The sequence below is a fragment of the Parasediminibacterium sp. HNIBRBA5674 genome (assembly GCF_056745525.1).
Genome location: NZ_JBQWIE010000018.1, coordinates 24,939 through 37,828, shown reverse-complemented (window position 1 = coordinate 37,828; position 12,890 = coordinate 24,939). Strand labels below are relative to the sequence as shown.

The 12,890-nt window shown below is 34.9% G+C and carries 10 protein-coding genes; 3 read left to right on the top strand and 7 right to left on the bottom strand.

Features of this window, described 5'->3' with window-relative positions; translation table 11 throughout:
* Positions 1-137: 137 nt before the first annotated feature.
* Positions 138-1,376, top strand: coding sequence for a BaiN/RdsA family NAD(P)/FAD-dependent oxidoreductase (locus ACT9TX_RS10325; RefSeq protein ID WP_481338208.1), 1,239 nt, complete (start codon positions 138-140; stop codon positions 1,374-1,376).
* Positions 1,377-1,451: 75 nt separating this feature from the next.
* Here ACT9TX_RS10325 and ACT9TX_RS10320 read toward each other — a convergent pair whose 3' ends face one another.
* The 7 genes from ACT9TX_RS10320 to ACT9TX_RS10290 all read right to left on the bottom strand — a co-directional run bounded on the left by ACT9TX_RS10320 (position 1,452) and on the right by ACT9TX_RS10290 (position 10,673).
* On the bottom strand, positions 1,452-4,397 hold the full coding sequence (locus tag ACT9TX_RS10320) for a M16 family metallopeptidase (protein WP_481338207.1): 2,946 nt from the start codon (positions 4,395-4,397) through the stop codon (positions 1,452-1,454).
* A 105-nt stretch (positions 4,398-4,502) separates the two neighbouring features.
* A complete protein-coding gene (locus ACT9TX_RS10315) occupies positions 4,503-5,540 on the bottom strand; it encodes a Gfo/Idh/MocA family oxidoreductase (RefSeq protein ID WP_481338206.1) in 1,038 nt (345 codons plus the stop codon).
* 108 nt (positions 5,541-5,648) lie between these two features.
* Complete coding sequence (locus tag ACT9TX_RS10310) at positions 5,649-6,320, bottom strand: YdeI/OmpD-associated family protein (protein ID WP_481338205.1); 672 nt, start codon at positions 6,318-6,320, stop codon at positions 5,649-5,651.
* A 135-nt stretch (positions 6,321-6,455) separates the two neighbouring features.
* Positions 6,456-7,268 carry a M48 family metallopeptidase gene (locus tag ACT9TX_RS10305; protein ID WP_481338204.1) on the bottom strand — a complete coding sequence of 271 codons (813 nt, stop codon included), beginning with the start codon at positions 7,266-7,268 and terminating at the stop codon, positions 6,456-6,458.
* 106 nt (positions 7,269-7,374) lie between these two features.
* Positions 7,375-8,025 carry a glycerol-3-phosphate 1-O-acyltransferase PlsY gene (gene plsY / locus ACT9TX_RS10300; RefSeq protein WP_481338203.1) on the bottom strand — a complete coding sequence of 217 codons (651 nt, stop codon included), beginning with the start codon at positions 8,023-8,025 and terminating at the stop codon, positions 7,375-7,377.
* 80 nt (positions 8,026-8,105) lie between these two features.
* Positions 8,106-8,918, bottom strand: a complete 813-nt coding sequence (prmA, locus tag ACT9TX_RS10295; protein ID WP_481338202.1) for a 50S ribosomal protein L11 methyltransferase — start codon at positions 8,916-8,918, stop codon at positions 8,106-8,108.
* A gap of 27 nt (positions 8,919-8,945) precedes the next feature.
* Positions 8,946-10,673 carry a M14 family metallopeptidase gene (locus ACT9TX_RS10290; protein WP_481338201.1) on the bottom strand — a complete coding sequence of 576 codons (1,728 nt, stop codon included), beginning with the start codon at positions 10,671-10,673 and terminating at the stop codon, positions 8,946-8,948.
* 40 nt (positions 10,674-10,713) lie between these two features.
* On the opposite strand from ACT9TX_RS10290, the gene ACT9TX_RS10285 reads away from it, so the two are divergent.
* On the top strand, positions 10,714-11,421 hold the full coding sequence (locus ACT9TX_RS10285; protein WP_481338200.1) for a response regulator transcription factor: 708 nt from the start codon (positions 10,714-10,716) through the stop codon (positions 11,419-11,421).
* Positions 11,405-12,772, top strand: coding sequence for a sensor histidine kinase (locus ACT9TX_RS10280; RefSeq protein WP_481338199.1), 1,368 nt, complete (start codon positions 11,405-11,407; stop codon positions 12,770-12,772). The genes ACT9TX_RS10285 and ACT9TX_RS10280 overlap by 17 nt, the downstream gene beginning before the upstream one ends.
* Positions 12,773-12,890: the final 118 nt, after the last annotated feature.

Here is a 12,890-nt window from a genome sequence, read left to right as displayed (position 1 = left end):
TTCGTGCCCTCAATCCAATTATAATACCAAACTTTGTTTGAAGTTTGTGATTTGACAATTATTATTGCAAACATCTGCTAAACCTTGCCAAAAGCAATGTCAATTTTTTAAAACAAAAGCTTAAACACGTATTTATAATGGCAAAAAAATTAGTGGTTATTGGTGGTGGTGCGGCGGGCTTTTTTTGTGCAGTAAATGCTGCAAAGCAAAACCCCAACCTTGAGGTAGTAATTGTAGAAAAAAACAACAAGGTTTTAAGCAAAGTAAAAGTAAGTGGTGGTGGTAGATGCAATGTTACACACGCCTGCTTTGATGTAAACGAATTGATTTTAAAATACCCAAGAGGCAAATATTTTTTAAAAAAAACGTTCAACTGGTTTGGCCCTACCGATACGATAGAATGGTTTAAAGAGCGTGGCGTAAACTTAAAAACCGAGGCCGACAACAGAATGTTTCCTACAACAGATAATTCACAAACTATTATCGACTGCTTACTTTCAGAAGCTAAAAAATACAAAGTAAAAATAGAGCTAAGCTGTACTATAAACTCTATTGCCTTCATTAATAAAGCGTTTAGTTTGCTTACCAATACAGGCTCAATTATTAGTGCCGATTATGTATGTGTGGCTTGTGGTGGTTTTCCTAAAACTGATCAATTTAACTGGCTTACAAGCCTTGGCCATAGCATTGAAGAACCAGTACCATCGCTGTTTACATTTAATATGCCCAACAATAAAATTACTGAACTAATGGGTGTAAGTGTTGATAACGCAACGGTGAAAATAGCAGGTACCAAATTTATCAGCAAGGGGCCTTTATTGATAACGCATTGGGGCATGAGTGGGCCTGCCGTTTTAAAATTATCTGCTTGGGCCGCTAGATATTTAGCGTCGGCAAATTATCAATTTACCATTATTGTAAATTGGCTTGGAGAAGTGACAGAATTTGATATAAAACCTCAATTTTCTGATTACAGATTTTCATTAGCTGCGCAAAAAATAGGCAACAAAAACCCATTTGGCTTGCCTAGTAGATTGTGGCAATATCTACTAGAACTAAGTGGTATTGCAGAAGATACACGCTGGGCAGATTTGCCTTCGGCGCCACAATACCGGCTCATACGCAATTTGGTATTACAAGAGTTTACGGTAAATGGTAAAACAACTTTTAAAGAAGAATTTGTAACAAGTGGTGGCATAAAATTAGCAGAAGTAGACCCAAACACTATGGAAAGCAAAAAAGTAGAGAACTTATTTTTTGGTGGTGAAATAGTAGACGTTGATGGTGTAACTGGCGGCTTTAACTTTCAACATGCTTGGACGAGCGGTTGGATTGCTGCTAAAACCATTGCAGAAAGAAGCTTGAAAGAGAGGTAACTAAAAAAGCATCAACAAAAAATCCCTTTGCAGCAACAGCTACAAAGGGATTTTTTATTGCAAAAAGAAGTTCAATTAATAACCGAAAATCTCTTCTAGGCTTAGTTTTTTCACTTCACCATATTGTTTTAAGTCATCAATATTTACTTTTTTCTCACTTGCAACTACGCAATATGTATAAGGCTTACCAGAAATCTCTTTCTTGGTAAATGCTTTAATGTCGTCAAATGTAAGCTTGTCAACTTCAGCGTATGTTTTCTTACGAATATCATAATCAAGACCTAAACGCTGTGCATTTAAATAGTTGAAAATAACCGCTTCATCAGTAATTCTATCACTTTCAATATCTTTTTTAATGGCTGTTTTTGCATCAGCAAATAGCTTATCTGCCTTTGGTAAATCATTAATCAACTCATTCATCGATTTTACTGCATCATTCAGTTTATCGGCTTGTGTACCTACGTAAGCAATAAAGCTAAATGGATTTTCTTTTTTCTGTGGTTTACTGTACACGGCAAAAGTTGAGTAAGCCAAAGCTTTACTTTCTCTTATGGTTTGAAAAACAATACCACTCATACTACCACCACCAAAGTAGTTATTGAACAAATCGATACTGGTATTTTTAGAAGCATCGTAAGCGTCTAAATTCTTAATCCATCTAATTTCAGCTTGCACCATATCGTAATTAGCAAATAATACTTGATTACTATTTTGTTGTAATGGTATGTATTCTTGTTTTGCCGCATTTGGTTTAAACGCTGTAGGCATTGCGTGTAACTTGCCAATACTTGCTGTAAAGTTTGCCAAAGGCTGAGAGCCATAATACACAATATCGTGGCTGTAATTGGTTAAATCATGCAAAATATCAGTTAAATCAGAAGCTTTAATTGCATTTAATTCTGCATTGCTTAACACATAGTTAAACGGATTTTGTGCACCATAAGTGGCATAACTTGTAAGGCCGCTCATAATAGCTGCTTTGTTCAATTTGGTATCGGTACGTTGTTTTTGAATGCGTGCAATTAGTTTTTTCAACGCCTCTTCATCTGGCTGACAGTTCTTAATAACATTTTCAAACAACACCACAGCTTTGTCAAAATTTTCTTGCAAACCAGTAATTGAGATAGTGGTAAATTCTGTACCAGCATTTACATTAAATGAGCAAGCTAGTTTGTAAAACTCTTTACTGATGTCAGCAGCACTCAATTTATCTGTACCTAAAAATTGTAAGTATTGCGCAGCAGAACTTAATAGTTTATTGTTCCAGCTACCCATGTTTAAGCGGTAGTACAATCTAAAAATATCGTTGTCTTTATTTTGAGAATAATACACCGTAGCAGCACCAACTTTAGACTTTTGAATATCTTTTGTGTAATCTAAAAATGCTGGTTGAATATTGGTAGACTTAATAGCTTCAACTGACTTTAAGAAAGGGCTTTGAGCATCTCTATTTACCGCAACCGCAGTAATAGCTGGTTTTGGCACTTTGGTGATGTTTTTATCTTCACCCTTACGTTTGTACACTACCACATAACCATCAGTCACATATTTGTTAATAAACGCTACCAATTCAGCTTTTGTAACAGTATTCATCGCATCTAAAAACGCTACTTTTTTATCCCACATCGTACCTCTCTCTTGTATAAAAGAATTCATCAGTTCGTTTGCAGTACTGTTAATGTCTTTAATACTTTCTAGTTTATCTAACTTGTAGTTTGCTGCTGTAGATTTAATTAAGGTTTCGTCAAATTCACCTTTTCTCAATAAATCAATTTGCGCCATCAACAAGGCTTTTACTTCATCTAATGTTTGCCCAGCTTTTGGCGAACCAGAAACTTGTAAGCTACCATAATCTTTAAAATCTAAACCGCCCGCAGAAGCACGTAACACTTTTTGTTGCTTGTTCAAATTCAAATCAATTAAACCAGCCTTACCATTTGCCAAAATATTACGAGTTAATTCTAGCAATACATTGTCTTTAAAGCTTGTTGCGCCTGGCATGCGCCAAGCAATAGTAATATTTTCAGCCGTTGGGCCAAATACGTCTTTTACTACAGGTGCTGTTAAAGGCTTTTCTGGTGCAGGATTATATGGTGTTACCGTTTTAGGTTTCCACCAAGCAAATGCTGCATCAATTTTTGCAATCACAACATCAGCATTAAAATCGCCTACCATTACCAAAGCCATATTGTTTGGCACATAATATTTGCTATAAAAATCTTTAATAGCCAATAAAGATGGATTTTTTAAATGCTCAACAGTACCAATAGTGCTTTGCTGACCATAGTTATTAGTAGGAAACATGCCTGCAAGCATTACTTCGTACACTTTTCTGCCATCGTTATCCATACCAATATTTTTTTCTTCATACACAGCTTCTAACTCTGTATGAAACAAACGCAACACTGGTTCTCTAAAACGCTCAGATTGTACTGCTAAGAATTTATCAATAGCGTTAGAAGGAATGTTTTCTTCATAAACCGTTTCTTCTACCCAAGTGTGTGCATTAGTACCTTGCGAGCCCATTGCTGCCATCATTTTATCATATTCGTTGGCAATGGCAAATTTTGCAGCTTCGCCACTTACGCTATCAATTTCATGGTATTTGGCTTTGCGTGCAACAGAATCGCTAAAAGGAATTTTGTTATAGGCTTCATACAAAGCATCAATTTTATCCAATATAGGCTTTTCTTTTGCCCAATCTAAACTGCCGTATTTGTTAGTGCCCTTAAACAACAAATGTTCAAGGTAATGCGCTAAACCTGTGTGGTCTTTAGGGTCGTTGTTAGAACCAGCTCTTGTACCAAACAAGGTTTGAATACGTGGCGTTTTCTTGTTTTCACTTAAAATAACCGTAAGACCATTTGGCAAAGTGTAAAATCGAGCTTTGGTTGGGTCTGAACTAACAACTTTGTATTTGTACTTGCCAGATACAACTTCTTTCCATTGGTATTTTGCTTGCGCAAAAGTTTGTGTGGTAATTGATGCCAATACAATAGCACCGATAAGCAGTTTCTTCATATTATGTGTTTGAAAATGTAAAATAGGAATTTAAAATTAGCAACAAACCCTTACAATGAAATTAGAAATAATTTAACAGTTAATCAGTAAAAGATACCTTAACAACTATAAATCTATCACTTTTTTCGCAGCATTACTTTTATAAGCAGCATCTATTATTTGCATTACCAAAATACCATCATCTACAGTTACAGGCATTGGTTTATCATGTGCTAAAGCCTCATATACTTTATTGTAAAACTCGTAATAGTTACCTTTTAATGTTGGTATGGTTTCACGAATAACCACACCGTCTTTTTCTGTGTGCAGCAATCCTTGTTCATTGTCTGGCTCAGCACCCCAATTGGTTATATCGGGCTTTGCACCTTTTAGCAATAACCCCTCTTGCACATCAGCCCTTGACTTTAAAAAAGACCCTTTTGTACCATGCACAATATAAGATGGCACTGGTTCTCGCATAAAATAGCCTGCTTTTACACGTACTCTTTTGTCTTTGTAATACAACAATATTTCAAAATAATCTTCTACTTGAGAGTTTGTTCTTGTAATTCTAAAATCAGCAAAAACACTTTGCGGCTTGCCAAACAAACACAAAGCTTGGTCTATAATATGTGGCCCCAAATCTTTTACTATGCCAGCACCAGGATTTGGTACTTCTTTATGCAGTTTTGAGCTTAATGCAGGATTGTATCTTGCAAATTGAATTTCCATTTCAGTAACAGCACCAAGTAATTGCTGGTCTATCACTTGTTTTACCGTTTTAAAATCACTGTCCCAGCGTCTATTTTGAAATACAGCAATCTTTTTACCTACTTTTTCTGCAATAGCTTTTAGCTCTATGGCTTCTTCTACGGTTGTTGTAAATGCTTTTTCTACCACTACATCTTTACCTGCAAGCAAGGCTTTTTTAGCGTATTCAAAATGGGTGTTTGTAGGTGTATTTACAATTACTAGTTCTACATTGTCATCTGCCAATAGCGCTTCTAGACTTGCATACGATTTTGCATAAGGATAATCATTTTGAATCAATTGGTTAGTTCTTTCCCACGAACCAACCAATTGTAAGCTTGGATGTAAGTGAATAAAAGGCGCATGAAAAACTCTGCCCGACATGCCATAGGATAATAAAGCGGTATGTATCATTAGTTAATTATTTTCAATAAAAGATTTCAATTTACGAGACAAAAGGGATTAAAATAAAAAATCCCTAATTGACAATTTCAGTTAGGGATTTTTTAAATTTATCTAGACTTATTTTTCTGAAGGTGATTTTTTGCCTGCGTTCAATTTTTCTAACACTGCATCTAATCGTCTTTCTTTTGTATCTTTTCTTTTTGCTTCTTCAATCCAGCTCACATACTCTTTTTGGTGAGTTACAGATAAAGAAGTGAAAAATTCTTTTGCTTTTTTGTGCTTTGCAAATACTTTCTCAAGTTCTGCTGGCGGTACAATTAATTTTTTCTCAAAATCTACCGTTGGCACCACAGCTACTGGCGGATTTGCATCAGCAATAGCTTTTAATTGCGCAGCTAATTCTTCGTTCTTTTTAAAACGCATTGCTACCCAAACATTGTCAATTTCAATTACATCACCACCTTCGTAAGCGTGCTGGGTTAAATAAGCCCAAGTGCAATCTCTGTTTAAATCACTCACAATTTTACTAGTTGGTTTTGGATAAGCTACCCATAATTTACTAGCCGCATTTAAAGCAGGAAACACCTCTTTTAATACATTATTTAACTGATTTTGATTGATTGCAAACACTAAAGCGAACTCAACTTTTTTGCTTTTTAAAAGTGGGGTTACATTTTTTGCATAGGTTAATTTTGCAAATTGCTTCTCAATTGAAGACGGTATTCCTTGAATCAAAAGGGTTTTCTCATCCTTTAATTCTAACTTTTCAAATAAACTTAGATTGGACATCCTAAAGAACTTATATTAATTGAATCTGCTAAACAGGTTGCAAAGTTAAAATAATGTAGCGGTAAAAGACAATAAAAAAGCAGCTATTTTGTAAAAACGCTGCTTTTAGACCCTAAAAAATTAATTTTTAACATTTTACGGCTTGTAATATTTATTTATTGTATCATCCATGATACTTTGTAGCTGCTTAATTCTGTTTTCATCACTAGGGTGAGTGCTTGCAAATTCAGGTGGTTTTTGAGAGCTACCACTTGCAGCCGACATTCTTTGCCAGAATTTAATGGCTTCTCTTGGATCGTAACCAGCCAAAGCTATAAACATTAAACCAAACTTATCAGCCTCGTATTCATCTTTTCTTGCAAAAGGTAACATAACACCATATTGCGAACCCAAACCGTATGCACTATTAAATAATGCTTGTGTTTCTTTGGGCTTATTAGCCAAAGCTGCCGATAATGCTTCGCCACCCAACTGCTGAATTAAACTTGCATTCATACGTTGCTTACCGTGGCTTGCTAAAGCATGAGTTACTTCGTGGCCAATAACAACCGCAAGTGCTGCATCGTTTTGTGTGATTGGTAGAATACCCGTGTACACAACTATTTTGCCGCCAGGCATACACCAAGCATTCGCTTCTTTACTGCTTACTGTGTTTATTTCCCACTGATAGCTATCTAACTCAGCAGATTTACCCATATCTGCATAGTATTTTTTTACAGCCGCAATCACTCTGTTACCTACTCTAGTTACACTTGCAGCATCGCTGCTACCTCCAGTAACTACTTTATTAGTGCTAATAAATTGTTTGTATTCTGTGTTTGCTGCTGCTATAATTTCTGCATCAGAAATTAAGCTTAACTGGTTTTTACCTGTAATGGTGTTTTGCGTACAAGCAGAAAAAAATACACTTGTAGCAAGTAAGGCAATAGAAAGAAATTGTTTTGTCATAATTTTAAGTGGTTTCTTAAGCGCTAAAATAGCTGCGACTTCTATATAAAAGAAAAGCGCCAAAGGTAAATTACTTCGACGCTTTAATTAAACAAATATCGTTCCACTATTTTTTTTGCTTTCTTCTATCTCTGTATTTAAGTATTGGCACTTTGCTTTCTGTACCTTTTAAAATACGTCCAATATTTTTTTGGTGTGTCAAAACAATCATTAATGCCACCACTACTGCAAATATTCTATAGAGCGTTTCTTTTTCATTGAAGATAAATAAAATAAACACCATAAAAGCTATACCAGCCAAAATAGAACTAAGCGATACAAAACGTGTAAGATATAGCACCAACAAAAACACACCTACACAACATAAAGCTACTAAAGGTTGAATTGCTACAGCCATACCAAATAATGTTGCTACACCTTTACCACCTTTAAAATCGGCCCAAATAGGAAAAATGTGACCGATAACAGATGATAAACCTAAACCTATCATTAAATTGGTTCTATCAAGTTCGTTTGGTGCACCTAAATAAGTGGGAAGAAAAATGTATAAAGATGTACCAATAACGCCTTTCAGCATATCGACAATCATTACAAAAGTACCCCATTGCTTACCCAAAACACGGTAAGTATTGGTAGCACCAGCATTACCGCTGCCATAATCTCTAATGTCAATATCGAAGAAATATCGGCTTACCCAAACCGATGTTGGTATAGATCCAATAAGATACGCTAATACTATGAAAAAAACTTCCTTCATGCAATAGGGGTTAAAGTGATTTTACAAATATATGGGTTAAGACTTAAAATTCATAATTCCTTAACACAAAATCTGCTGAATTATGCCACAAAATGTAGGGCAATCCACATGCCTTTTTTTATAGTAAGTTGATGTTTCCAATTGAATTTCAATGCTTCTGCTAAGATATCGGCCTCATCTTCTTGCAACAAGCCACTCAACAGAACTTCACCACCTAAAACTACATCATCAGCTAGATAAGCCATGTTATCAAGGATGATATTTTTGTTAATGTTGGCTATTACAATGTCAAATTTTGCATCAAGCTTGGCTGTATCTGCTTTTTCTATGGTGATGTATTTACAATCATTTGCAGCTAAATTTTCGGTTGCATTTTCTATACACCAATCATCATAGTCAATACCTAAAATAGATTGACTACCAAGCTTTTCAGCTAAAATGGCCAAAATACCCGTACCTGTACCATAATCAAATACTGTTTTATTGGTAAAATCGATGTCTTTCATCAGCTGCATTACCATATAAGTAGTAGCATGATGACCTGTACCAAAACTCATTTTAGGTGTAATCAAAATTTCATGTGTTACACCTTGCATTGGTGCATGAAAATTAGCTCTTACACCTACAAAATCATCCACTTGCATGGGATCAAAATTGCTTTCCCACACTTCATTCCAGTTTTGTACAGGTATCGTTTCTGTGGTAAAATCTACCGCATATTTTTGAGCAAGTATCGATACTTCTGCTTCATCAAAATCAGTTTCTTTAATAAATGCTTTAAGCCCCTCTTCTACTTCTTCAAAGCCATCAAAGCCTATTTCTGACAATTCTGCAATTAATACATCTACAATATCTGCTTGTACAGATGGGAAAAACAACGCTTTATGACTCATGCTAACAAATTAAAAATCAATAAATAATTACTGTACTAATCTATATACAGGGTAACGTAAATGAGCTGGCTCGTAGTAAGGCGAATGCTTGTATACAAAGTCTAACTGCTGGCTAGCCGAAGCTGCAAACTTAGGGTCTGCTTGTCGTTTTGCTGCTAATTCTTGCTGCAATTCTGGATGTTGTTGTAAATATTTAGCCGCTACGTCTTCCCATCTATAATCGCTATAACCTTCTTTTTGCTGCAAGATGGCATCAAAAAAATTCCAAGCAAAATAACTGTCATCACCTGTAGGTTCTAACATTTCTACCAAAAATCTATCGCAAGTTTGCCCTGTATAAATGATGCAATCACCTTTTAAAAATTGAATCTTCTGCTTGCTTACACTCACTTTAGTATTGCTATGGCGGTAATGTTTTTCGTAAGCCCTAGAGCTAGTTTTATAGTCTTCAATTTTGTAGGCTTCTACCAATATTTGTGTGTCTTTTGCCAAAGTTGTTACAGCAACTTTATTCAATTTTAATAAATCAATCACATCGTGCCAACCTTGAGGAATAATATAAGCTTTAGGTTTTGTAATCACATTTTGCCCTACAAAATAGTTGTATAATGCCACTTGCTTTGTAAATGGTTTATCGTGGTTATAAAACAATCGATTCATACCAGTTACCTCGCTTTTCTTTTGTTCTGCAGCGTAGCCTAAAAATGTAATCGTATCTTTTCTAGTGCTATCAACCACAAAATTTAAGGCAAAACTTTGCTGGTGCTGTATGGCTTCTAGGCTTGCTTTTCGGTTTTGCTTAATGGCTTTTGCTTGTAATGCGGCTTGTTGCAATATCGTTTCCATTAGTGCGTAATCACTTTTTACTCTTTGGGCAAATGGTTTTAACATATGCGTTTCGGGCATAAAACCAATAGTACCAAATAATGCTGCATAACCTGTACTATATCGTGGCGCATCGTAAAATGCTTGCCAGCCTTTTTCAGGATTACCATCTTCAAAATTTACATAAGGCGTTAATGGCCAATTTTTACTAGCCATACTTTTAAAAATAGATGGCTCGAATGTGGTGTGTAAATAATTACCAATACTACCACCTAGTTTGCTGTGCTGTGTAGTAAGCAATGTCATAGTATGCTGATAATCTGCGCCATCGCTTACGTGATTGTCTATAAAAATATCTGGATTGAGGTAATGAAATATTTGTGCAAAAGCTTTTGCATTACGAGAATCAGACTTGGTGAAATCTCTATTCAAATCGAGGTTTTGTGCATTACCTCTAAAACCATAGGCCAAAGGCCCATCTTGATTTACACGACTAAAGCTGCCTCTATTTAAACTACCACCAATATTGTAAATAGGAATAATTGCTAAAACAATATTCGATGGCACTAAAATTTTACCTTTTACAATATCTCGTAGTAGCATCATGCTTGCATCTATACCATCGGGCTCGCCGGGATGAATACCATTGTTTACAAGTATTACCAATTTGTTTTGCTGTTGCCAACTTGAAGGAGTAAAACTTTTATCCCCACTAAAAATGATTAGATGTAACGGATAACCTGCATCTGTATTGCCAAATGTTTTTACTTGAAGTTTAGTTGAATTTGCTGCAAGTTGCCTGTAGAAGGCGATGCAATTGTCGTAAGTAGTGGTTTCAAAACCATTAGTTTTTTCAAACGTTGTAGTAAATACTTGTGCATTTGCCATTAGTGCCACAAAAAATGTTAGTACCGTAAACTTTAATCTCATTTTAATTGCCTAATTTTCACCTAAATTTATAGCAAAACCAATGAGTACCCCATACAAAATTTTATTGGTAGAAGACGAGCCCAAACTTAATCAAATAATAAAAGAAGAACTTGAAAGGCAAGGTTACGATACAGACATGGCCAAAGATGGCTTAATTGCTGAGCAATTATTTAATGAAAATCAATACGCTTTAGTTTTATTAGATATTAACATACCCCATAAAAATGGTTTAGAACTCTGCAAAGAGTTTAGACAAATTAATAAACGAATCCCAATAATCGTATTGTCAGCTTTAGGAGAAATTAATGATAAAGTAGATGCCTTTAGCCTTGGGGCAGATGATTATATTGTAAAACCATTTCATTTTGACGAACTTTTTGCACGAATAAAAGTATCCCTAAAACGCTCAGAAGGCACAGTTGGTGAGCCTGAAAAAGTAATCATTAGCGATTTAATTATTGACCTAACCGTAAAAACGGTAACACGTGGTGGCGAATTAATATCACTTACAGCCAAGGAGTTTGCATTATTGCATTTATTAGCAATAAATAAAGGCAAAGTAATTTCTAAGCAAGAAATTATGACTAAAGTTTGGGACGTAAGTTTTGATACAGGTACCAATACTATTGAAGTGTATATTAGTTTTTTGCGTAACAAGCTAGATAAACCCTTTGACGAAAAGCTCATTCATACCAAACCAGGTTTTGGCTACTATATAAAAGAGATTTTGTATGAGCCTAAGAGTTAGATATACTTTGTTTTTTAATACATTCATCGCTATTATTTTATGTTCTTCGCTGGTAAGCATATATGTATTATATAAAAACTACAGAGCTAAAGATTTTAATCAAAGGCTAGCAAACGAAGCGAATGCAGTTTACAGCGAATTAAATCTAATATCATTAAGCAACTATTTATATGTAGATTATATTTACAAGCTAAATACAAATAATCTTTCTGACGAGCGTATTACCGTTGTAAATAGCAAGCGAGCTATCACCTATAACCAGCCTTCAGATAGCATTTACAGTTTCTTAAAAAATGATAGTATTTATAAAATTGTAAAAGCTGAGCAACAACACACTTTCACTTATAAAGGCAGAGAATCGATAGCATTGTATTCGCCTGAAAATGATGCTTATGTATTTGTAAGTGCGATAGATAAAACGGGCTTTAGGAAATTAGAGAATCTTAGCTATATATTACTAATTGTATTTTTTTCGGCACTATCTACATCTGTAATTGCCACTTTCTACTTTATTAAACAGGCTTTAAAACCCCTTGTAAAACTAAGTACGCAAATAGAAGATACCACAGCTCTTAACTTAACCAAACAGATAGATGAAGGCAAAGGCAATAACGAAATAAATATGATAGCTAAGAACTTCAATGCCATGTTGAAGCGCTTAAACAACGCATTTGAGAGTCAAAAAACGTTTGTACAAAATGCCTCACACGAGCTAAGAACACCTTTGGCAACCATGCTATCGCAAACTGAGGCGGCTCTTAATAGAAACCTTGACACTGCTGGATATAAACGCGTATTAGAATCTCTAAAAGAAGACCAAACCAATCTTATTGAACTAACAAATTCGCTTTTGCTTATTTCTCAGTACGATAAAATAAACTTTTTAAATACATGGCCAGCAATTCGTATAGATGAACTATTATATGAAACCATAGCTGATGCCAAAAGGCAATTTGACAACATAGAAATTGAACTAAATTTTGAAACAATACCTGAAAATGATACAGATTTATTGATTTACTCAAACGATACTTTGCTTAAATCCGCCTTTAGAAATTTGATTAAAAACGCCTATTTCTATTCTGATAACCAAAAAGTTGCTATAGGCATTGCAATTGTAAAGCCGTACGTAAAAATCACGTTTAGCAACACCGGTAATCAATTGTCTGAAAACGAAATTGAGAAGATAACCATGCCTTTTTTTAGGGGAAAAAATGCATCTACAAAAAAAGGTTATGGCCTGGGTTTATCAATTGTAAACAGAATCATTGAATTACACAAAAGCACACTCAATTATAAAGCCATCAATCAAAAAGAGAATCATTTTATCATTGTGTTGCCAATTGCTTAGTTCTTTACATTTAAACGCTTTATTTTCTAAGGTACTAAGCGCTTAAAAATAAATTAGTGCCTACATTTGATAGCACATTTCACCCGCAAGATATATGCATCTTTTTAGAAACTTCATC